General features: G+C 62.4%; 22 protein-coding genes and 1 pseudogene. 10 read left to right on the top strand and 13 right to left on the bottom strand.

The window, feature by feature from the left end:
- Positions 1-12 precede the first annotated feature (12 nt).
- Both ASD99_RS28995 and ASD99_RS28990 read right to left on the bottom strand, forming a co-directional pair.
- Positions 13-1,425, bottom strand: a complete 1,413-nt coding sequence (locus ASD99_RS28995; RefSeq protein WP_056582342.1) for a circularly permuted type 2 ATP-grasp protein — start codon at positions 1,423-1,425, stop codon at positions 13-15.
- Positions 1,426-1,595: 170 nt separating this feature from the next.
- Positions 1,596-1,832, bottom strand: coding sequence for an Lrp/AsnC family transcriptional regulator (locus tag ASD99_RS28990; protein WP_010909609.1), 237 nt, complete (start codon positions 1,830-1,832; stop codon positions 1,596-1,598).
- A gap of 296 nt (positions 1,833-2,128) precedes the next feature.
- On the opposite strand from ASD99_RS28990, the gene ASD99_RS28985 reads away from it, so the two are divergent.
- Positions 2,129-2,548: a DUF4864 domain-containing protein gene (locus ASD99_RS28985; RefSeq protein ID WP_057145735.1), complete on the top strand. Its 420-nt coding sequence runs from the start codon at positions 2,129-2,131 to the stop codon at positions 2,546-2,548.
- Positions 2,549-2,552: 4 nt separating this feature from the next.
- Here ASD99_RS28985 and tgt read toward each other — a convergent pair whose 3' ends face one another.
- The 7 genes and pseudogenes from tgt to coaD all read right to left on the bottom strand — a co-directional run bounded on the left by tgt (position 2,553) and on the right by coaD (position 7,129).
- Positions 2,553-3,683, bottom strand: a complete 1,131-nt coding sequence (tgt, locus tag ASD99_RS28980; RefSeq protein WP_056582337.1) for a tRNA guanosine(34) transglycosylase Tgt — start codon at positions 3,681-3,683, stop codon at positions 2,553-2,555.
- Positions 3,676-3,945 (bottom strand): annotated as a pseudogene (locus ASD99_RS28975) (hypothetical protein). Before ASD99_RS28975 ends, tgt begins: the two are co-directional and overlap by 8 nt.
- Positions 3,935-5,023, bottom strand: a complete 1,089-nt coding sequence (gene queA, locus ASD99_RS28970) for a tRNA preQ1(34) S-adenosylmethionine ribosyltransferase-isomerase QueA (protein WP_056582334.1) — start codon at positions 5,021-5,023, stop codon at positions 3,935-3,937. The pseudogene ASD99_RS28975 and the gene queA overlap by 11 nt, the downstream one beginning before the upstream one ends.
- The gene (locus ASD99_RS28965) at positions 5,023-5,472 is read right to left on the bottom strand and encodes a DMT family transporter (RefSeq protein WP_057145734.1); all 450 of its coding nucleotides are present in this window, start codon (positions 5,470-5,472) and stop codon (positions 5,023-5,025) included. Before ASD99_RS28965 ends, queA begins: the two co-directional genes overlap by 1 nt.
- 12 nt (positions 5,473-5,484) lie before the next feature.
- Positions 5,485-5,997 (bottom strand): peptidylprolyl isomerase, encoded by a 513-nt coding sequence (locus tag ASD99_RS28960; RefSeq protein WP_057145733.1) that lies wholly within the window; start codon positions 5,995-5,997, stop codon positions 5,485-5,487.
- Between the two features lie 27 nt (positions 5,998-6,024).
- Positions 6,025-6,519: a peptidylprolyl isomerase gene (locus ASD99_RS28955; RefSeq protein WP_244482732.1), complete on the bottom strand. Its 495-nt coding sequence runs from the start codon at positions 6,517-6,519 to the stop codon at positions 6,025-6,027.
- Between the two features lie 109 nt (positions 6,520-6,628).
- The gene (gene coaD, locus ASD99_RS28950) at positions 6,629-7,129 is read right to left on the bottom strand and encodes a pantetheine-phosphate adenylyltransferase (RefSeq protein WP_056582326.1); all 501 of its coding nucleotides are present in this window, start codon (positions 7,127-7,129) and stop codon (positions 6,629-6,631) included.
- A gap of 194 nt (positions 7,130-7,323) precedes the next feature.
- On the opposite strand from coaD, the gene ASD99_RS34210 reads away from it, so the two are divergent.
- Positions 7,324-7,476, top strand: a complete 153-nt coding sequence (locus tag ASD99_RS34210; RefSeq protein ID WP_082525247.1) for a hypothetical protein — start codon at positions 7,324-7,326, stop codon at positions 7,474-7,476.
- Positions 7,477-7,546: 70 nt separating this feature from the next.
- On the opposite strand, the gene gyrA is transcribed toward ASD99_RS34210, so the two are convergent.
- Positions 7,547-10,351, bottom strand: coding sequence for a DNA gyrase subunit A (gyrA, locus tag ASD99_RS28945; RefSeq protein ID WP_057145732.1), 2,805 nt, complete (start codon positions 10,349-10,351; stop codon positions 7,547-7,549).
- Between the two features lie 202 nt (positions 10,352-10,553).
- Positions 10,554-11,396 carry a helix-turn-helix transcriptional regulator gene (locus ASD99_RS28940; protein WP_056582322.1) on the bottom strand — a complete coding sequence of 281 codons (843 nt, stop codon included), beginning with the start codon at positions 11,394-11,396 and terminating at the stop codon, positions 10,554-10,556.
- A gap of 85 nt (positions 11,397-11,481) precedes the next feature.
- Here ASD99_RS28940 and ASD99_RS28935 point away from each other — a divergent pair, with 85 nt between their 5' ends.
- The 3 genes from ASD99_RS28935 to ASD99_RS28925 all read left to right on the top strand — a co-directional run bounded on the left by ASD99_RS28935 (position 11,482) and on the right by ASD99_RS28925 (position 13,148).
- Positions 11,482-12,018, top strand: a complete 537-nt coding sequence (locus tag ASD99_RS28935) for a hypothetical protein (RefSeq protein ID WP_056582320.1) — start codon at positions 11,482-11,484, stop codon at positions 12,016-12,018.
- A 32-nt stretch (positions 12,019-12,050) separates the two neighbouring features.
- Positions 12,051-12,428, top strand: a complete 378-nt coding sequence (locus tag ASD99_RS28930) for a VOC family protein (protein ID WP_056582318.1) — start codon at positions 12,051-12,053, stop codon at positions 12,426-12,428.
- A 90-nt stretch (positions 12,429-12,518) separates the two neighbouring features.
- Positions 12,519-13,148 carry a MarC family protein gene (locus tag ASD99_RS28925; RefSeq protein WP_023670949.1) on the top strand — a complete coding sequence of 210 codons (630 nt, stop codon included), beginning with the start codon at positions 12,519-12,521 and terminating at the stop codon, positions 13,146-13,148.
- Positions 13,149-13,179: 31 nt separating this feature from the next.
- Here ASD99_RS28925 and ASD99_RS28920 read toward each other — a convergent pair whose 3' ends face one another.
- Positions 13,180-13,605, bottom strand: a complete 426-nt coding sequence (locus tag ASD99_RS28920; RefSeq protein ID WP_056582316.1) for an OsmC family protein — start codon at positions 13,603-13,605, stop codon at positions 13,180-13,182.
- A 134-nt stretch (positions 13,606-13,739) separates the two neighbouring features.
- Positions 13,740-14,267 carry a single-stranded DNA-binding protein gene (locus ASD99_RS28915; RefSeq protein WP_056582314.1) on the bottom strand — a complete coding sequence of 176 codons (528 nt, stop codon included), beginning with the start codon at positions 14,265-14,267 and terminating at the stop codon, positions 13,740-13,742.
- A 226-nt stretch (positions 14,268-14,493) separates the two neighbouring features.
- Here ASD99_RS28915 and ASD99_RS28910 point away from each other — a divergent pair, with 226 nt between their 5' ends.
- The 5 genes from ASD99_RS28910 to uvrA all read left to right on the top strand — a co-directional run bounded on the left by ASD99_RS28910 (position 14,494) and on the right by uvrA (position 19,973).
- Positions 14,494-14,808, top strand: a complete 315-nt coding sequence (locus ASD99_RS28910) for an ArsR/SmtB family transcription factor (RefSeq protein WP_056582312.1) — start codon at positions 14,494-14,496, stop codon at positions 14,806-14,808.
- Positions 14,805-15,314: an SRPBCC family protein gene (locus ASD99_RS28905; protein ID WP_056582310.1), complete on the top strand. Its 510-nt coding sequence runs from the start codon at positions 14,805-14,807 to the stop codon at positions 15,312-15,314. The genes ASD99_RS28910 and ASD99_RS28905 overlap by 4 nt, the downstream gene beginning before the upstream one ends.
- Positions 15,315-15,336: 22 nt before the next feature.
- Positions 15,337-15,942: an ATP-dependent Clp protease proteolytic subunit gene (locus ASD99_RS28900; protein WP_057145731.1), complete on the top strand. Its 606-nt coding sequence runs from the start codon at positions 15,337-15,339 to the stop codon at positions 15,940-15,942.
- A gap of 90 nt (positions 15,943-16,032) precedes the next feature.
- A complete protein-coding gene (locus ASD99_RS28895; RefSeq protein WP_057145750.1) occupies positions 16,033-16,332 on the top strand; it encodes a hypothetical protein in 300 nt (99 codons plus the stop codon).
- A gap of 719 nt (positions 16,333-17,051) precedes the next feature.
- Complete coding sequence (gene uvrA, locus ASD99_RS28890; protein WP_056582306.1) at positions 17,052-19,973, top strand: excinuclease ABC subunit UvrA; 2,922 nt, start codon at positions 17,052-17,054, stop codon at positions 19,971-19,973.
- Positions 19,974-19,992: the final 19 nt, after the last annotated feature.

The raw sequence follows: 19,992 nt of genomic DNA, 5'->3' as shown, positions 1-19,992 counted from the left end.
TTCAAATGAAAATCAGTCATCCAGCACCCATGTGTCCTTGGTGCCGCCGCCCTGCGAGGAATTGACCACCAGCGAGCCTTCCTTGAGCGCGACGCGGGTCAGCCCGCCGGGCACGATCTGGATGCGATCGGAGACCAGCACATAAGGCCTGAGATCGACGTGGCGTGGCGCCAGCCCCTTTTCCGTAAGGATCGGGCATGTCGACAGGGCCAGTGTCGGTTGGGCGATGTAATTCGAAGGTTTTGCCGCCAGTTTCTTGGCAAATGTCTCGCATTCCTTCTTGGTGGCCGCCGGCCCGACCAGCATGCCGTAACCGCCGGAACCATGCACTTCCTTGATCACCAGCTCGTCGATGTGTTCGAGCACGTATTTCAGGCTGTCCGGCTCCGAGCAGCGCCAGGTCGGAATGTTGCCGAGGATCGCCTTGCGGCCGGTGTAGAATTCGATGATCTCGGGCATGTAGGAATAGATCGCCTTGTCATCTGCGATACCGGTGCCCGGCGCATTGGCGATGGTGATGTTGCCGGCCCGATAGACATCCATGATGCCAGGCACGCCAAGCGCCGAGTCCGGCCGAAACGTCAGCGGGTCCAGATAAGAATCGTCCACCCGCCGATAGAGCACGTCGATCTGTTTGTAGCCTTCGGTCGTGCGCATCGCGACATGGCCATCGACGACACGCAGATCCTGGCCCTCGACCAACTGCACGCCCATCTGGTCGGCGAGGAAGGCGTGTTCGAAATAGGCGGAGTTGAAGCTGCCGGGCGTCAGCACCGCAATGGTCGGCGCGCCCTTGGTGCTTTGCGGCCGCACCGCCGCCAGCGACTGGCGCAGAAGCTGCGGGTAGTTTTCCACCGGACGCACCTTGATCTTCTGGAACAGCTCGGGAAACAGCTGCATCATCGTCTCGCGGTTCTCCAGCATGTAGGAGACACCCGACGGCGTGCGCGCATTGTCCTCCAGCACGTAGAATTCGTCCTCACTAATGCGGACGATGTCGACGCCGATGATGTGGGTGTAGACGCCGGCCGGCGGCCTGACCCCTATCATTTCCGGCAGGAATGCCTCGTTCCTGGCGATCAACTCACTGGGAACGCGCCCTGCCCGCAGAATCTCCTGGCGATGGTAGATATCGTCGAGGAAAGCGTTCAGCGCCTGCACGCGCTGCTCGATGCCTTGCGTGAGGCGGCGCCATTCATTGCCTGAAATGATGCGGGGAACGATGTCGAACGGGATCAGGCGTTCGGAGGCTTCCTGCTCGCCGTAGACGGCGAAGGTGATGCCGGTCTTGCGGAAGACGCGTTCGGCGTCCTGCATCTTCTCGGTCAACCTGGCCGGATCCTGCTCCTTCAGCCAGCGATCATAAGCCGAATACGGTCTTCTCAATCCGGAGACTTCCGGAAGCATTTCATCGAACGCTGCCAATCGCCTACTCCCCTGTGACGCCATTTCACTGGCGTAGCCTGAGAAAATCAAGCGTAATCGGTGATTTGGGAGATGCGGGCGATCAGTATGTTGCTGCCGCCTAAAATTGAGGCAGCCGAAATATGACTTGATCAGGCTTTGCCTCGTGGCCGAGCAAGTGTGCCCGATGACTAAAAGGCGCGGAACGTTACCACGGTGAACGTGTCCTTGATGCCGGGGAGAATCTGCACCTTTTCGTTGACGAAATGGCCGACATCTTCCTCGTCGTCGACATAGAATTTGGCGAGCAGATCGTAGTTGCCGGCAGTGGAGTAGATTTCCGAGGCGATCTCGGCATCGGCAAGCGCGCTGGCAACCTCATAGGATTTGCCGAGCTCGCATTTGATCTGCACGAAAAACGCCTTCATGGCTTCGTCCCGCTAAACGTCCAAGTCCAAGCGGCCCTTCTGGCAGACTGGAGGCGGGCTTTCAAGCGCTGGAATGAATGCTCAGCCGGCTCGGACCTGGGCTACCACCTCTTGCAGCTCTGCCACCGGCCTGCCGCGCTTGAACAGCCTGCCGCCGACCGCTAGGGCCGGCGTACCCCGCAGCTGGCGAATAATCGCAATCGCTGAAACCGCAATGCGCTGCCAAGCGTATGTTATGATGCGTCCTCGGACAGCACTGTTTTTGAGGATATTTCGCGGGACAACGGAGACAGGCCATGCGCCGCGCCTTTTTCGCATTCGCAGTCGTTCCATTCCTCTGCGCGTCGTTGGCATTCGCCGGTGATGCCGAGATCAAGGCAGGACAGTCCGTCATTGACGGTCAGTTGAAGGCCCTCATCGCCAATGACGGCGTCACCGCCTACAGCTTCGCCGCCCCGAATGTGAAACGGATTTTCCAGACCGTCGACGCCTTCATGAACATGGTGACAAACGGCTACCCGCCGGTGCGCAGGCCGCGGACCTATTCCTTCGGCAAGGTCGAGGAGACGGCTCCGGGTTCGATCGTCCAGCAGGTGCTGATCGTCGGCCCCGACGGCAAGGACTACGAGGCCGTCTACACGTTGCAGCAACAGCCCGACGGCACATTCCAGATCACCGGCTGCAGCCTGCGCGCGTCGAATTCGCTCAGCACCTGAGGCCTCACAGCAACGGGATATCGCCCCTCGCCCAGCCCTCGGTGATTTCTGCGCCGCGCGCCTCGAAGGTGCCGGCCTCGATCCCGGCGCGGATGTCCTGCATCAGTTTCTGGTAGTAGGAAAGGTTGTTCCACGTCAAAAGCATGGCGCCAAGCGCTTCCTGCGAGCGCACCAGATGATGCAGATAGGCGCGCGAATAGTCCCGGGCGGCCGGGCAGTCGCTTTCCTCATCGAGCGGGCGCGGATCGTCGGCATGGCGGGCGTTGCGCAGATTGACCTTGCCGCGCCTTGTATAGGCAAGACCGTGCCGGCCGGCCCGCGTCGGCATAACGCAGTCGAACATATCGATGCCGCGCGCCACCGATTTCAGGATATCGTCCGGCGTGCCGACGCCCATCAGATAGCGCGGTTTGTCTGCTGGCAGTTCCGGACAGGTGATGTCGAGCATTTCGAGCATCACTGCTTGCGGCTCGCCAACGGCAAGGCCGCCAACGGCATAGCCCTTCAGTTCCATCGCGCTCAGCGCCTGCGCCGAACGCACCCGCAGCGCTGCATTGTCACCACCTTGCACGATGCCGAACATCGCCTTGCCCGGCTGGTCGCCGAACGCCGTCTTGCAGCGCTCGGCCCAGCGCAGCGACAACTCCATGGCGCGCTCGATCTCCTTCGTCTCAGCCGGCAACGCCGTGCATTCATCAAGCTGCATCTGGATGTCGGAATCGAGCAATCCTTGAATCTCGATCGAGCGCTCTGGCGACATCTCGTAAGCGGCGCCATCGATATGCGAGCGGAAGGTGACACCCTTTTCGGTCAGCTTTCTCAGCTTCGACAGCGACATCACCTGAAAGCCGCCACTGTCGGTCAGGATCGGATGCGGCCAGCGGGCGAATTCGTGCAAGCCGCCGAGCCGCGCCACGCGCTCGGCGCCGGGCCGCAGCATCAGATGGTAGGTGTTGCCCAGGATGATGTCGGCGCCGACACCGCGCACCTGGTCCATATACATCGCCTTGACGGTGCCGCCGGTGCCGACCGGCATGAAGGCCGGCGTGCGGATTTCACCGCGCGGCATGTCGATCACACCGCGCCGCGCCTTGCCGTCAGTCGCCAGAACCTTGAAGCTGAACGGCTTAGCCATTGAATTCCTTGTCGTGGACCGGAGCGCCCGGTGCCTGCTTGTCGAGCGACTGGCGGTAGTGGATGCAGCCGCGCATGAATTTGGGTCAGGGTGGCACGGCGATTGCCGGTTCGGTTTTTTCCGGCAGAAGGTCCCACAGATCGGGGTGATGCCAGCACAGATCATGGCCGGTCGCATCGCGATGCTGGCGAATGCCGGCGCGCAGTTTTTTCACCTCCGCGATCAGGGCATCGTGGTCCAGGCTCTCGAGATCATCGTCCATCGCTCGTCTCCGCCCGAAAAAGCAGGCTTGCGTCGCCATAGGAATAGAATCTGTAGCGGTTCTCGATCGCATGCGCATAGGCCGCACGCATCGTGTCGAGGCCGCTGAAGGCCGAAACCAGCATGAACAGCGTCGAGCGCGGCAGATGGAAATTGGTCATCAGCATGTCGGCGGTGCGAAAGCGATAGCCGGGCGTTATGAAGATGTCGGTCGGGCCGGACCATTCGGCGAGCGTGCCATCTGCCAGGGCGGCGCTCTCCAGCAGGCGCAGCGAGGTCGTGCCGACAGCAACGATGCGCCCGCCCCTTGCTCTTGCGGCATTCAGGGCATCCGCAGCGGCCTCACTGACCGAACCGGTCTCTGCATGCATCTTGTGGTCGGCGGTGTCGTCCGCCTTCACCGGCAGGAACGTGCCGGCGCCGACATGCAAGGTGACGAAGCGGCGTTCGATGCCCTTGGCGTCAAGCGCTGCAAAGAGCTCCGGCGTGAAATGCAGGCCTGCTGTCGGTGCCGCGACGGCGCCTTCCTCCCGGGCATAGATGGTCTGGTAGTCGGCGCGGTCGCGTTCGTCGTCGTCGCGCTTCGAAGCGATATAGGGCGGCAGCGGAATGTGGCCGACCGCATGCAGCGCCTCGTCGAGGAAAGGTCCCGACAGGTCGAAGCCGAGCAGCGCCTCGCCGCCCTCTCCTTTCTCGATCACGGTGGCGTCGAGCTGACCGAGGAAACAGGAATTGCCGTCATGGCCGAAATGGATGCGGTCGCCTGCGGCGATGCGCTTGCCCGGCCGCATGAAGGCCAGCCAGCGGTCCGGCGCCATTCGCATGTGCAGCGTGGCCTCGACTTGCGCCGCCGCCTCGCCGCGCCGCCTGATGCCTTTGAGCTGCGCCGGAATGACCTTGGTGTCGTTGAACACCAGTACGTCGCCGGCCCTCAGCAAGGATGGCAGGTCGCCAACCCCGCGGTCGTCCAGCCCTTCGCCGGGTTTGACCACCAGCATCTTGGCGCTGTCGCGCGGTTCCGCAGGGCGAAGCGCGATGCGCTCCTCCGGCAGGTCGAAGTCAAAGAGATCGACGCGCATCAGTAGAGCCGGACGAGCAGCGCTCCCGCCAGCAGCAGCACCGCGCCGGCGATGCGGCCGAGCGAGATTTCACGCACCGCGACGCCGAGGAAGCCGACGCGGTCGATGAGCATGCCAGCCAGCAACTGGCCAGCCACCAGAAACGCCATCAGCGCGGCGGCGCCGATTCGTGGCGTCAAAATCGTCGACAGTGTGACATAGAAGCCGCCGAGCATGCCGCCGGCCACGAACAGCCAGGGCGCCGGCGCCTTCCAGTCGAGCGAGATGCCTTGCAGCTTGACCACCGCAACGGAGATGACACCGAGCACGATCGCGCCCGACAGGAACGAAAACGCAGCCGCCGCGACCGGGAGACCCAGGTCGCGCGCCAGCTGCGAATTGATCGGCGCCTGAATGGCAATAAAGGCGCCGGACAGGATGCCGAGAAGCGACCAGACGACGCCCATCATTGTCGATTACCCTTACTTGACGTCGGCCGCGACCTTCAGCGACACGATCCTGTCGGGGTCCTGCACCGGCTCGCCGCGCTTGATCTTGTCGACATTGTCCATGCCTTCGATGACCTGGCCCCAGACCGTGTACTGACGGTTGAGGAAGGCGGCATCGTCGAAGCAGATGAAGAACTGCGAATTGGCCGAGTTCGGGTTCTGCGAACGGGCCATCGAGCAGGTGCCGCGGCCATGGTTGGCGTTGGAGAATTCAGCCTTCAGGTCCGGCTTTTCCGAACCGCCCATGCCCGCGCGGGATGGAGCAAATGTCGGTTTCGAGGAATTGCCGAACTTGACGTCGCCGGTCTGCGCCATGAAGCCCTCGATGACGCGGTGGAAGACCACGCCGTCATAGGCGCCTTCGCGGGCCAGTTCCTTGATGCGGGAGACATGGCCGGGCGCCAGGTCGGGGAAAAGTTCGATGACGACCTTGCCCTTGGTCGTTTCCATGATGAGCGCGTTCTCGCGGTCCTTGATTTCGGCCATGTCAGATATCCTTTTGAGAAAACAGAGTTATTTGTCGGCGGCGATGCGCACTTTGATCATCCGGTCCGGGTCGCTGACCGTGCCGTTGTCCGCCTGGTCGCCCTTCTTGATGTGGTCCACCAGCTCCATGCCGCTGACGACATTGCCGACGATGGTGTACTGGCCATCGAGCGGCGGCGCCGGCGCGAACATGATGAAGAACTGCGAATTGGCGGAGTTGGGGTCTTGCGAGCGGGCCATGCCGACCACGCCGCGCTTGTAGTGTTCGGTCTGCGAGAATTCGGCCGGCAGGTCGGGCAGATCGGAACCACCGGTGCCGACGGCCTCGGCGCTGAAACCCTTCTTCATATTGCCGAACTTGACGTCGCCGGTCTGCGCCATGAAGCCGTCGATGACGCGGTGAAAGGCGACGTTGTCATAGGCGCCCTGGCGCACCAGCTTCTTGATCTGGGCGACGTGCTTGGGCGCGAGATCGGGCCTCAGCGCAATGGTGACGTCGCCGTCCTTCAGCGTGATGATCATGGTGTTTTCCGGGTCGGCGGCGAAAGCCGAGACCGACGCGGTCACAAGACCGGCAAGCACAACGAGGAACGAGGCGAGCTTTTTCAGCTGCATATCTGTCTCCGGGGTCTTATTTCTTGAATTTGGCGGTGAGCGCGCCAGCGACAGCCGCCGGCACGAAGGGGCGGATGTCGCCTCCCATCGAGGCAATCTGCCGGACAAGTGTGGCGGTAATGGTGCGCACGGAAGGGCTGGCGGGTAGAAAAACCGTCTGCAGTTCAGGCGCCATGGTCTCGTTCATACCGGCCATCTGCATCTCATAGTCGAGATCGGTGCCGTCACGCAGGCCGCGGATCATGATCGAGGCGCCCTGCTTCCTGGCCGCCTCGATGACCAGCCCGTCGAAGGCGACGACCTTGATGCGGGCGCCGTCGCTGCCGAATTCCGCCTTCGTCGCCGTCTCGATCAGCTTCACCCGCTCCTCGAAGGAAAACAGCGGTCGCTTGCCCGGATGGATGCCGATCGCCGCATAAACGATATCGGCCACCGCCAGCGACGCCTTCAGCACATCGAGATGGCCGTTGGTCAGCGGGTCGAAGGAGCCAGCATAGAGGGCGATGCGTTCAGTCATGGCAGGTGCTTCTAGCGAGCCTCTCTCGCAAAGGCAAATCCGATTGGCGCGCCGGCCGTGAACCTTTTCCGGCGCACGAACGACAGATGAACACGCTGATCACGAAGCCTTCACGCAGCGTTCACTAGGTTGCACCTTAATAAGATGAAACCAAAATCCCATCTATCCGTTGTTAGGCGCAGGAGAACACGCACATGCTGATCTACATGCTCGCCACCGCAATGACCGTCGCCATGCTGATCGCCACCGTATTTGGGCTGCATCAGGAGGCACAACGCGTCCGCGTCAAGGCAAACACCAAGCGCTTCGAAGGCTTCGGCCCCCGCAAGCCGTATCGCCACTACTGATAAAGCCTAAACGTGCTGCCGCGCCGGCCGATGGGCCGGGCGTTGCCATGTCAAAACCTGGGTGCCGGACTTAGTCGGTCCCCTCCGGACCAGCATCCGGCGCCGCAGCGGCATCAACAGCGCCCTCGACCGTCTCTTCGCTTTCTTCGTCCGATTGCGGTTCCGAGATCCGCTCGACCGAAACCACCTTTTCACCTTCAGCCGTGTTGAAGATGGTCACGCCCTTGGTGGCGCGGCTGGCGAAACGGATGCCGTTGACCGGAACCCGGATGACGGTGCCGCCATCCGATACCAGCATGATCTGGTCGTCATTGCCGACCGGGAACGTCGCCACCAGCCGGCCGATCTCGGCTACCTTCGAGACGTCGGTGGCGCGGATGCCCTTGCCGCCGCGTCCGGTCAGCCGGAAATCATAGGACGAAGAGCGCTTGCCGTAGCCGAATTCGGTCACCGTCAGCACGTACTTCTCATGAGCCTTGAGGAACTCGTAGCGCTCGTCGGAAAGCTCGGTCTCCTCGCCAACCTCTTCATTGGTCAGCGCGATCTCTTCCTCTTCGCCGGCAGCGATTCCGGCGGCAAGCCGCCGTTCGGCCGCCGCCCGCTTGAGATAGGCCGCGCGCTCGGCTGGCGGCGCATCGACATTCTCGATCACCGACATCGAGATGATGCGGTCGGTCTCGGCCATGGTTATGCCGCGCACGCCGACCGAGTTGCGGCTCTGGAAGACGCGCACGTCGCCGACCGAAAAGCGGATGCACTTACCGGAACTGGCAGTCAGAAGCACGTCGTCATTGTCGGTGCAGGTCTCGACGCCGAGGATCTCGTCGCCCTCCTCCTCCAGCTTCATGGCGATCTTGCCGTTGCGGTTGACCTGGACGAAGTCGGAAAGCTTGTTGCGGCGCACGGTGCCGCGCGTGGTGGCGAACATCACGTCGAGATCGCCCCAACTGGTCTCGTCCTCGGGCAGCGGCATGATGGTGGTGATGCGCTCGCCCTGCTCCAGCGGTAGCATGTTGATCAGCGCCTTGCCGCGTGACTGCGGATTGCCGATCGGCAGGCGCCAGACCTTTTCCTTGTAGACGATGCCGCGCGAGGAGAAAAACAGCACCGGCGTGTGCGTGTTGGCCACGAACAGCCGGGTGACGAAATCCTCTTCCTTGGTCGACATGCCGGAGCGGCCCTTGCCGCCGCGGCGCTGCGCCCGGTAGAGCGACAACGGCACGCGCTTGATGTAGCCGGAATGGCTCACCGTCACGACCATGTCCTCGCGCTGGATCAGGTCCTCGTCTTCCATGTCCGCCCCACCATCGGTGAGCTCGGTGCGGCGTGGCGTGCCGAACTCGTCGCGCACGGCGGCAAGCTCGTCCTTGACGATCTGCTGGACGCGCGCGCGGGAAGACAAAATGTCCAGATAATCAATGATTTCGGCGCCGATCGTGTTCAACTCATCGGCGATTTCGTCGCGGCCAAGAGCGGTCAGGCGCTGCAGGCGCAGTTCGAGGATGGCGCGCGCCTGCTCCTCGGACAGATTGTAGGTGCCGTCCTCGTTGATGCGATGGCGCGGATCGTCGATCAGAAGGATCAGCGATTCGACGTCGCCGGAGGGCCAGCGCCGCTCCATCAACTGCTCGCGCGCCGTCTGGGGATCCGGCGCGGTGCGGATCAGCTTGATGACCTCGTCGATGTTGGCGACGGCGATGGCGAGACCGACCAGCACATGGGCGCGGTCGCGCGCCTTGCGCAGCAGGAATTTCGTCCGCCGGGTGATCACCTCCTCGCGGAAGGTGACGAACGCCTTCAGCATGTCGGTCAGCGTCAGCAGTTCCGGCTTGCCGCCATTCAGCGCCACCATATTGGCGCCGAAAGAGGTCTGCAGCGGCGTGAAGCGATAGAGCTGGTTGAGGATGACGTCGGCAACCGCGTCGCGCTTCAATTCGATGACGACCCGGTAGCCCTGGCGATCGCTCTCGTCGCGAATGTCGGAAATGCCCTCGATGCGTTTGTCGCGCACCAGTTCAGCCATCTTCTCGATCATCGACGACTTGTTCACTTGGTAGGGAACTTCGGTGATGATGATCGACTCGCGGTCGTTGCCACGCTGTTCGATGTTGACCTTGCCGCGCATGACGATGGAGCCGCGGCCGGTCGAATAGGCGCTGTAGATGCCGGAACGGCCAAGCACGATGGCGCCGGTCGGGAAATCCGGCCCCGGGATGATCTCCATCAGCGCCGGCAGGTCGATCGCCGGATTGTCGATGATGGCGATCGCGCCGTTGCAGATTTCGCCGAGATTGTGCGGCGGGATGTTGGTCGCCATGCCGACGGCGATGCCGCCCGAGCCGTTGACCAGAAGATTGGGAAAACGTGCCGGCAGAACCTTCGGTTCGCTGCCCGAGGCATCGTAAGTGTCCTGGAAATCGACAGTATCCTTGTCGATATCCTCCAGAAGCTCGTGCGCGACCTTGGTCAGCCGCGCTTCCGTGTAGCGCATCGCCGCCGGCGGATCGCCGTCGATGGAGCCGAAATTGCCCTGTCCGTCGATCAGCGGCACACGCAGCGACCAGTCCTGCGCCATGCGCACCAAGGCGTCATAGATGGAAGCGTCGCCATGCGGATGGTATTTACCCATCACGTCGGCGACCGGACGTGCCGACTTCACATATTTGCGGTTCCAGTGGTAACCGCTCTCATGGGCGGCGAAGAGAATGCGGCGATGCACCGGCTTCAGACCGTCGCGCACGTCGGGCAGCGCGCGGCTGACGATCACGCTCATGGCGTAATCGAGATAGGAACGCTGCATCTCCTCGACGATGGATATCGGCTCGATGCCGGTGGGGCCGTCGTCGGCGCCGCGCGGTGTCTTCTGGTCGGTCAAATCGGATCACAATCTAATCAGGAATCACTTGGTGCTTATATAGGAAGCAAGACTGAAACTCCAACATGTCGGGCATTTTTCCAGTGTCATTTTTGGTGGTAATTTCAAATGGATACCACTGATTGCGACGATATGGCCAAGGCGGTTTTCGCCGCACTGAGGCAAAAGCCTGCGTGACTGCCTTTGCGAGCACTGGGCCGATTCACGAGACGGGAACGGCCGGTGTGCCACGGCGGGTGCGAAACTGGCCCGGCGTCTCCCCCATGATCCGCCGAAAGCGACGGTTGAAGGTCGACAGATCGTTGAAGCCGGCCTCGAAGGCGATCGCCGAGATCGCATCGTCAGACATGCGCAGCCGCACCGCGGCCCTGTGCAGCCGCGTCTTGAGCAGGAACTGATAGGGCGTCATGCCCGCGACCTGCCGGAAGATGCGCAGGAAATGGTAGGGGCTGGTCGCTGTTTCATCGGCAAGCGCCGAAAGCGAGACCGATCCGTCGGCGTCCAGTTCGATCCGCCGTACGGCCTCGGCAACCCGTTTCTGATCGCGACGGCTTGGTGCGCCCCTGGCATGCGTAGCACCAGAGGCTGTAGCCACGGCAGCTCCGGCCATGCGCAGGGAAAGTTCCTCGAAGGCGCCGTTGTCGGCCACATCGCGCGCGGTTTCCGCCTCGGCCAGCAGTGGCGCCAGGACCGGCAAAGGCGGCAGCCGGGGCGCCTCGAAAGCCAGCTTCCTGGCGCCCGATACGCCAGCCACGATCCGTTCCATGTAGGACGGACCGAAATGGAACGAGAGGCAACGGTCGCCGCTGCCATGCTCGTGCCCGCATTCGTAACATGTGCCGGGATTGCCGAGCAGGAGCGCGCCGGGCGCCAGCATCGCCGTGCCTTGTTGGGCACGGTAGCGGAACGTGCCGCTGGTGACCGCAGCGACGCAGAAATCCTGATGCGCTTCCTCGAACGGCCGGTCGCCGGCGCCGGCCGTGCAGATCACATCCGTCACGTGCCAGCCGGGTCCGGATGCGAGCGTGTGCGTGGTCGCTGTCATGACCGGAATATAGCAATTTTTCCCAAGCCCTGAACCCCGTCACCGCCTACTGCTCTCGGTCTCCTGACAACAAGAGACCGGAACCATGTTCGACCAATCCTCGTTTGCCGAAGCCCTGCACAGCTCCGGACCAGCAGAAGGGCTTGCTGAAAAACTGAGCCTCTACGGCCGCTTCGTCGGCGCCTGGACGTTCGACGCCTCGCGCCATCTCGAGGACGGCACGGTGCTGACCGGGCGTGGCGAGGTGCATTTCGGCTGGGTGTTGGAAGGCCGGGCCATCCAAGATGTCTGGATCCTGCCCGCGCGGGACGCTGGCTCCCAGCCTTCGCTCGGCAAATGGACTTTCTATGGCACGACGCTGCGCGTCTACGATCCCGGCGCGGATGCCTGGCACATCTTCTGGAGCGACCCGCGCAACCAGTATTTTAGCCGCCAGCTCGGCCGCGCCGAGGGCGACACGATCGTGCAAGTGGGCGCCGACGGCACTGGTACATCGGTGCGCTGGAGTTTTTCCCGCATCACCGAAGGCAGCTTCCGCTGGCTCGGCGAGCGCTCGCACGACGACGGCGCGACATGGCGGCTGGAAGTCGAGTTCCTGGCGCAACGAGCGAAAGCAAGATGACACCGCAAGATATTGTAACAATGGAGAAAATCATGTTCGATCATATCTCGATCGGTGTCTGCGACGCCGCCGCCGCCAAGCGCTTCTATGATGCCGCGCTGAGGCCGCTTGGCTACACCTGTCTCAGCCAGTCGCCAGGTTCGCTTGGTTATGGCGCTCAAAACGTCGTGTTGTGGGTGAACGAGGCGGCTCGGCCCGTGCCGTCGGACGACAAATCCGGCCTGCATTTCTGCTTCGCCGCACCAACGCGGGCCAGCGTCGACACTTTCCATGCCGGCGCTCTGCGCGAAGGCGGCAGAGACAATGGCGCACCGGGCCTGCGCGCCGACTATGGCGACAACTACTATGCAGCCTTTGTCGTCGACCCGGACGGCTATCGCATCGAGGCCTATTGCGGCGCTGCCGGTTAAACCCGGTTTCGCTGTCCTGACAGTTCCCACCGAACGGGCTTTGCTCTACCAATATCCTGGTACGGGCGCGGCCCGGCTGGAGGGTCAGAGATGCCGAGTTTCGACAGCCTGTTCAACGCCTTCGTCACCATTCTCGTGACCATCGATCCGCCCGGCCTGGCGCCACTGTTCCTCGCCGTGACGCGCGGCATGAACCGCGAAGAGCGCCAGCAGGTCTCCGTCCGCGCCTCGATCATCGGTTTCCTGGTGATGGCGCTGTTTGCGGTTGCCGGCGCCTCGATCCTGTCGGTGTTCGGCATCACGCTGCCAGCTTTCCGCGTCGCCGGCGGTTTCCTGCTGTTCTTCATCGCCTTCGAAATGGTGTTCGAGCGCCGGCAGGACCGCAAGGAGAAGATCGGCGACGTCGCCATCACCAAGGACATGATCCACAACATCGCCGCTTTCCCGCTGGCAATCCCGCTGATTGCAGGCCCGGGCGCCATTTCGGCGACTGTGTTGCTCTCCGGCTCGTTCCAGGGCTTTGCCGCGCAGGCGGCGCTGGTCGGCATCATCTTCGTCTGCCTCGCCATCACCTATCTGGTGTTCGTGCTGTCGGAACGCATCGACCGCATCCTCGGCCAGACCGGCCGCTCGATCCTGACCCGGCTGCTCGGCGTCATCCTGGCCGCACTTGCCGTGCAGTTCGTCGCCGACGGCATCAAGGCGCTGATGGCGGGCTGAACGGCAGTCCCTACTGCCTACTGCCTACTGCCTACTTCACCGTCGTGTCGATCACTTCGAAATCGTGGGTAATCGTGGCGGTCTTGGCCAACATCGCGGAGGCCGAGCAATATTTTTCGATCGAAAGGTCGATTGCCCGTTTGACCTTGTCGGGCGAGAGCGCCCTGCCCTTGACGACGAAATGCATATGGATGCGGGTGAACACCCTGGGCTCGGTTTCGGCCCGGTCGGCGTCGAGGTCGACCACGCAGTCCTCGATCGCCTCGCGGCCCTTTTCGAGGATATGCACCACGTCATAGGCTGAACACCCGCCGGTGCCGATCAGCACCAGTTCCATCGGGCTCGGCCCCGGCGTCTTGCCTTCCGGCCCGAGCGCGGTTCCCAGCACGACCTTGTGGCCACTGCCGGACTCGCCGACGAAGGTGCGCTCCTCAACCCATTTTACGCGTGCTTTCATCGAATTCGTCCTTCGCCGTATTTCGTTGATCGCCAAGTCGGCGTTCAATTCGACAATGCAAAACCCCGAAAGTCCATGAGGGACTCTCGGGGTAAAATTTCTGACTTAAGCCAAAATAGCATCTGCCGTTGCGATCAGAACGGGATCTCGTCGTCCAGTTCACGCGACGAACCGCCGCCACCGCCGCCCCTCGGAGCGTTGCCGCCGCCGCCACGATTGAAGCTTTCGCTCGGGCTTGACTGGCCGAAATCGGAACCACGGCTGCTGCCGCCACCGGCGTAGCCGCCGACCTGGCCGCCCTCACCCTGTCCGCGCGCGTCGAGCATCTGCAGCTCGCCACGGAATTTCTGCAGCACGACTTCCGTCGTGTACTTGTCGGCGCCCGTCTGGTCCTGCCATTTGCGCGTCTGCAGCTGGCCCTCGACATAGACCTTCATGCCCTTCTTCAGATACTGCTCGGCCACCTTGGCGATGCCCTCATTGAAGATGACGACGTTGTGCCACTCGGTTTTTTCCTTGCGCTCGCCGGAATTCTTGTCGCGCCAGCTTTCCGACGTTGCGATGCGGATGTTGACGACCGGCTCGCCCGAGTTCAGCCGGCGGATTTCCGGGTCCGCACCGAGGTTGCCGACCAGAATGACCTTGTTGACGCTACCCGCCATGATATTTCTCCGCGCTCATCTGAAACAAATTTTTGTCGCAGCACCTTACAGGCTGCGGACGTCAGCCGCCTGCCATGGCTGCCTTTACCCACAAGGTTTTTGTTCCCTTTTCGTTCTTATCTGCATGCCCGCTTATTGTCAAGGAATGGCAGCAACATCTGAAGCCCTCATATGGGTTCGAAAAGAGCGCTTGCCAAATCAATAAGTGTAGACTTATGCTTTGGTCATGATCGAAGCAGAGATTTTCCGAGCCCTGGCCGACCCGACGCGCCGCGCCGTCTTTGAGCGGCTCGCCGCTGGCGAGATGAGCGTGTCGGAATTGCGCACCGGCATGACGGTGTCGCAGCCGGCGGTGTCGCAGCATCTGGCGGTGCTGCGCGGCGCCGGCCTGGTGGTCGAGCGGCGTGCGGGCCGCAACGCGTTTTACCGCGCCGATCCGCAGGGGCTCGCCCCCTTGCTCTCCTGGATCGAACGCTACCGGACCTTCTGGCCGGAACGCATCGAAAGGCTGAAGGCGGTTTTGAAGGACATGGATCAATGAAGAAGGCGAGATCAAAGACCAACGAGAGCCAAAGCGACGAGCCGGATGCGATCGAATTCGAGTACGACCTTGCCGAGCCGCCGGAAAAGGTCTGGCGGGCTCTAACCATACCCGAGCTGCTCGCCGCTTGGATGATGCCGAACGACATCAGGCCGGAAATCGGCAATCGTTTTGCCTTCACCGGTCCGGATGCGCCGATCGAATGCGAAATCCTCGACGCCGAGCCCGAACGGCTGTTGCGCTATTCCTGGCGGGAGCGCTCGCAGCCAGGCGATGGCGCGCGGCAGGATCCGCTCGACAGCCCATTGGACAGCATTGTCACTTTCACGCTCGCCCGCACCGTTTCCGGTGGCACGCATCTGCGCATCGTCCATGACGGCTTCGCCCGAACGGCAATGCCCGCAATTGCCATGACCGGCGCCGGCTGCCGGCTTTCGCTCGACGCAAACAACTCACGCAAGCCAATCGCCGCAAACACGCCTCGCCTCTTGCTGCGTGCAGCCTGAGCGACAACAACGGAGACATAAAATGAGCGGCCTTGCCAGTCTGGTGCCGATGGTGATCGAGCAATCGAGCCGCGGCGAACGTGCCTTCGACATCTTTTCACGTCTGTTGCGCGAGCGCATCGTCTTCATCAACGGCGAGATCAACGACGACATCTCCGCGCTGGTCTGCGCACAGCTGCTGTCGCTGGAATCGGACAATCCCGACAAGGAGATCTCGCTCTACATCAACTCGCCGGGTGGCGTGGTGACCAGCGGCTTCGCCATCTACGACACGATGCAGTACATCAGTTGCCCGGTGTCGACCGTGTGCATGGGCTTCGCCGCCTCGATGGCTTCATTCCTGCTGATGGCAGGCACGCCGGGGCGCCGGATTTCCCTGCCGAACGCCACCATCCTGCTGCATCAGCCGCTGGGCGGGTTCCAGGGCCAGGCCTCCGACATCCAGCGCCATGCCGAGCGCATCGGCCAGACGAAGCGGCGCATGGCTGAACTCTACGCGCAGCATTGCGGCCGCACCTATGATGAGGTCGAGCGCACGCTGGACCGCGATCACTTCATGACGGCCCGAGAGGCCCAGGCATGGGGCATCGTCGACCATGTTTTCGACACGCGAAAAAAGGCGGCATGAAGCCAGGGCCCTATCCGGCTCCTGCCGGTTGTCGAAGATTTGACGATGCCGGTTCTGGTCCCGTCGCCGGCACGTCACTATAGTCCTGAGATGACCGACACTCATCCGTCCAGACCACTGCGCCGCGTCATCGCCGTCGTGGTGCTCGCTTTTGCCGGCCTCGTGAGCGGCACGGCACTTGCCGAGGACAGTTCGCCGGCGCAGAAAGACGCTCTGCCCGGCGTGACCGGCGACTATCGCATCGCCAAGCCGGCTCCCCAGCCCGAACCCGACGACGCGTTTCCCGGCAGCGGCAATGGCCAGTTCAAGATCGGCAATACGGAAGTCAGGATTTCCGGCAGCATCACCGTCGATGTCGGCGCCGGCTCAATCGGGCTGCCGCGCCACTGACAGTGCGTGCCAGCGCGTGCTGCGTTGCGCCTATCGCCAACAAGACAATCCGCACATAAAAACGGCCCCGCCGTGCTTTGCGCAAACGGTCGGGGCCTTTTGGATCTCAAATCCAATTTTACCGGGAGTGTACTGCCGGCGTTTGATTTCGGATGCACCGCGGCATTCAGCCGACGATCCGACTAGCAGTCTCTGATTTTTGTGGGATATGGCAGGTCACGGTTTGTCGGGTGGCGCAAACGCTAAACCCTGGCACTTATGCCTGCCGCGGCTCCAGTGACAACTGGAACCCGAGGGGACGATCCGGTGGCGTCATAGCTCCGCTCCTGTGTCCGTTGCGACATTGTTGTCCCGAAGCACAAATCGCGAATGCCTGCGGCGTCTCGCAGGCCGCCTCTGGGCGGCGAGGCCATCGAAAGACGGCCGGCTTCGTTGACTGCTGGAGTCTGCTCCCCTGAGTCGGGGACGTCAACCATCAATAGCCGGTTACCGAAAAATGTGATCGCTGGGAGGTTACGTGCAAGTCAGTTTTTGCACAGCTTTGTCAGGAGCGTGTTCGGCCTTTGTTCTTTCCGCTTGCCCGTTCATGCGAAAGACGGTTAAACGCTTTGTCGGGAATTGTGGCGTCTCTCGACGTGGCGGCAAAACTACCTACATAGGGGATGGCCGGGAAAACCCGCCATTCCAGGAAATTCCAGACTCTGAGGCGGCGACCGGCGATGGCCGACCATAAATATCTTTCCATTCGCGGGGCGCGCGAACACAATCTGAAGAATGTCGATCTCGATCTGCCGCGTGACAGCCTGATTGTCATGACCGGCCTGTCGGGTTCCGGCAAATCGTCGCTTGCCTTCGACACCATCTACGCCGAAGGCCAGCGCCGCTATGTCGAAAGCCTGTCGGCCTATGCGCGGCAATTCCTCGAAATGATGCAGAAGCCTGACGTCGACCAAATCGATGGCCTGTCGCCCGCCATCTCCATCGAGCAGAAGACCACCTCGAAGAACCCGCGTTCGACCGTCGGCACTGTCACCGAAATCTACGACTACATGCGCCTGCTGTTCGCGCGCGTCGGCATCCCCTATTCGCCGGCCACCGGCCTGCCGATCGAGAGCCAGACGGTTTCGCAGATGGTCGACCGTGTGCTGGCGGTCGAGGAAGGCACGCGCCTGTTCATCCTGGCGCCGATAGTGCGCGGCCGCAAAGGCGAATACCGCAAGGAATTGCTGGAGCTGCAGAAGAAGGGTTTTCAGCGCGTCAAGGTCGACGGCGTCTTCTACGAGATCGCCGACGTGCCGGCGCTTGACAAGAAATACAAGCATGACCTCGACGTCGTCGTCGACCGTATCGTCGTGCGCGGTGATCTGGCAACGCGGCTTGCCGATTCCATCGAGACCGCGCTGAAACTGGCCGAAGGGCTGGCGGTCGCCGAATTCGCCGACAAGCCGCTCGATTCCAGCCAGACCGGCGAGGATTCGGTCAACAAGTCGAAGAACGAGACGCATGAGCGCATCCTGTTCTCGGAAAAATTTGCTTGCCCGGTCTCCGGCTTCACCATTCCGGAGATCGAGCCCAGGCTGTTCTCTTTCAACAACCCATTCGGCGCCTGTCCGACCTGCGACGGCCTCGGCAGCCAGCGCGCCATCGATGGCAATCTGATCGTGCCGGACGAAAACATCTCGCTGCGCGACGGCGCCGTCAGCCCGTGGGCGAAGTCGACCTCGCCCTACTACGCGCAGACGCTGGAGGCGCTCGGCAAAGCCTATGGCTTCAAGCTCGGTGACAAATTCAAGGATCTGACCGAAGAGGCAAAGGAAGCCATCCTGCGCGGCACCGGCGAGCGCGAAATCACCTTCCAGTACGATGACGGCTTGCGCTCCTACAAGACGACAAAAACCTTCGAAGGCGTCATCCCGAATCTCGAGCGGCGCTGGAAAGAAACTGAATCCGCCTGGATGCGCGAAGAAATCGAGCGCTTTATGTCGGCCACGCCCTGCCCGGTCTGCAAGGGTTATCGGTTGAAGCCCGAGTCGCTGGCGGTGAAAATCGCCGGCAAGCACATCGGCGAAGTCACCGAGCTTTCCATCCGCAAGGCCGACCAGTGGTTCACCGACCTGCCGGCGTCGCTCAACGACAAGCAGAACGAGATCGCGGTGCGCGTCTTGAAGGAAATCCGTGAGCGGCTGCGCTTCCTCAACGATGTCGGGCTCGACTATCTGACGCTGTCGCGCAATTCCGGCACGCTGTCGGGCGGCGAAAGCCAGCGCATCCGGCTTGCCTCGCAGATCGGCTCCGGCCTCACCGGCGTGCTCTATGTGCTGGACGAGCCGTCGATCGGCCTGCACCAGCGCGACAATGCCCGCCTGCTCGATACGCTGAAGCACCTGCGCGACATCGGCAACACGGTGATCGTCGTCGAGCATGATGAGGACGCCATCCTGCATGCCGACTATGTCGTCGACATGGGTCCGGCCGCCGGCATCCATGGCGGTGAGATCATCGCCCAGGGCACGCCGCAACAGGTCATGGCCAACCCGAACTCGATCACCGGCAAATATCTGTCGGGCGCGCTCGAAGTGGCGACGCCTGGCGTGCGCCGCGAAGCGAAGAAGAACCGCCGCCTCAAGATCGTCGGTGCGCGCGGCAATAATCTGAAGAACGTCACCGCCGAAATCCCGCTCGGCACCTTCACCGCCGTGACCGGCGTGTCGGGCGGCGGCAAGTCGACCTTCCTGATCGAGACGCTGTTCAAGGCAGCGTCGCGCCGCATCATGGGCTCGCGCGAGCATCCGGCCGACCACGACCGCATCGAGGGTCTCGAATTCCTCGACAAGGTCATCGACATCGACCAGTCGCCGATTGGACGGACCCCGCGTTCGAACCCCGCCACCTACACCGGCGCCTTTACGCCGATCCGCGATTGGTTCGCTGGGCTTCCCGAAGCCAAGGCGCGCGGCTACCAGCCGGGACGCTTCTCGTTCAACGTCAAGGGCGGCCGCTGCGAGGCCTGCCAGGGCGACGGCGTCATCAAGATCGAGATGCACTTCCTCCCCGACGTCTACGTCACCTGCGACGTCTGCCACGGCAAGCGCTATAACAGAGAAACTCTCGACGTGCTGTTCAAGGGCAAGTCGATCGCCGACGTGCTCGACATGACGGTCGAGGAAGGCGTCGACTTCTTCGCCGCCGTGCCCGGCGTGCGCGACAAGCTCGACACGCTGAAGCAGGTAGGACTCGGCTACATCCATATCGGCCAGCAGGCGACGACGCTGTCCGGCGGCGAGGCTCAGCGCATCAAGCTCGCCAAGGAACTGTCGCGCAAGGCGACCGGCAAGACGCTCTACATCCTCGACGAGCCAACCACCGGCCTGCATTTCCACGACGTCGCCAAGCTGTTGGAAGTGCTGCATGAACTGGTCGACCAGGGCAACACGGTGGTGGTCATCGAGCACAATCTCGAAGTGATCAAGACCGCCGACTGGGTGCTCGACCTCGGCCCCGAAGGCGGCGACGGCGGCGGCGAACTGGTCGCCTCCGGCACGCCGGAAGCGATCGTACGCGAGAAGCGCAGCTACACCGGCCAGTTCCTCAAGGAACTGCTGGAGCGGCGCCCCGGAGGCAAGCGCGAAGCTGCGGAGTGATGATCGGACCGGTTGGCGC

The organism is Mesorhizobium sp. Root695 (assembly GCF_001428185.1).
Lineage (GTDB): Bacteria > Pseudomonadota > Alphaproteobacteria > Rhizobiales > Rhizobiaceae > Mesorhizobium.
The sequence above is the reverse complement of the archived record's forward strand: the minus strand, read 5'-3'. Positions and strand labels throughout refer to the sequence as shown.

Coding starts and splice junctions, on each gene's coding strand:
- ASD99_RS28920 (WP_056582316.1), bottom strand. CDS start 13,605: ATGAAAGCACGCGTAAAATGGGTTGAGGAGCGCACCTTCGTCGGCGAG.
- ASD99_RS28990 (WP_010909609.1), bottom strand. CDS start 1,832: ATGAAGGCGTTTTTCGTGCAGATCAAATGCGAGCTCGGCAAATCCTAT.
- ASD99_RS28905 (WP_056582310.1), top strand. CDS start 14,805: ATGAAGAAGGCGAGATCAAAGACCAACGAGAGCCAAAGCGACGAGCCG.
- uvrA (WP_056582306.1), top strand. CDS start 17,052: ATGGCCGACCATAAATATCTTTCCATTCGCGGGGCGCGCGAACACAAT.
- ASD99_RS28910 (WP_056582312.1), top strand. CDS start 14,494: ATGATCGAAGCAGAGATTTTCCGAGCCCTGGCCGACCCGACGCGCCGC.
- ASD99_RS28915 (WP_056582314.1), bottom strand. CDS start 14,267: ATGGCGGGTAGCGTCAACAAGGTCATTCTGGTCGGCAACCTCGGTGCG.
- ASD99_RS28900 (WP_057145731.1), top strand. CDS start 15,337: ATGAGCGGCCTTGCCAGTCTGGTGCCGATGGTGATCGAGCAATCGAGC.
- ASD99_RS28960 (WP_057145733.1), bottom strand. CDS start 5,997: ATGGCCGAAATCAAGGACCGCGAGAACGCGCTCATCATGGAAACGACC.
- ASD99_RS28925 (WP_023670949.1), top strand. CDS start 12,519: ATGCCGAGTTTCGACAGCCTGTTCAACGCCTTCGTCACCATTCTCGTG.
- ASD99_RS28955 (WP_244482732.1), bottom strand. CDS start 6,519: ATGATCATCACGCTGAAGGACGGCGACGTCACCATTGCGCTGAGGCCC.
- queA (WP_056582334.1), bottom strand. CDS start 5,023: ATGCGCGTCGATCTCTTTGACTTCGACCTGCCGGAGGAGCGCATCGCG.
- ASD99_RS28985 (WP_057145735.1), top strand. CDS start 2,129: ATGCGCCGCGCCTTTTTCGCATTCGCAGTCGTTCCATTCCTCTGCGCG.
- ASD99_RS28940 (WP_056582322.1), bottom strand. CDS start 11,396: ATGACAGCGACCACGCACACGCTCGCATCCGGACCCGGCTGGCACGTG.
- ASD99_RS28965 (WP_057145734.1), bottom strand. CDS start 5,472: ATGATGGGCGTCGTCTGGTCGCTTCTCGGCATCCTGTCCGGCGCCTTT.
- ASD99_RS34210 (WP_082525247.1), top strand. CDS start 7,324: ATGCTGATCTACATGCTCGCCACCGCAATGACCGTCGCCATGCTGATC.
- coaD (WP_056582326.1), bottom strand. CDS start 7,129: ATGACTGAACGCATCGCCCTCTATGCTGGCTCCTTCGACCCGCTGACC.
- ASD99_RS28930 (WP_056582318.1), top strand. CDS start 12,051: ATGTTCGATCATATCTCGATCGGTGTCTGCGACGCCGCCGCCGCCAAG.
- ASD99_RS28935 (WP_056582320.1), top strand. CDS start 11,482: ATGTTCGACCAATCCTCGTTTGCCGAAGCCCTGCACAGCTCCGGACCA.
- tgt (WP_056582337.1), bottom strand. CDS start 3,683: ATGGCTAAGCCGTTCAGCTTCAAGGTTCTGGCGACTGACGGCAAGGCG.
- ASD99_RS28895 (WP_057145750.1), top strand. CDS start 16,033: ATGACCGACACTCATCCGTCCAGACCACTGCGCCGCGTCATCGCCGTC.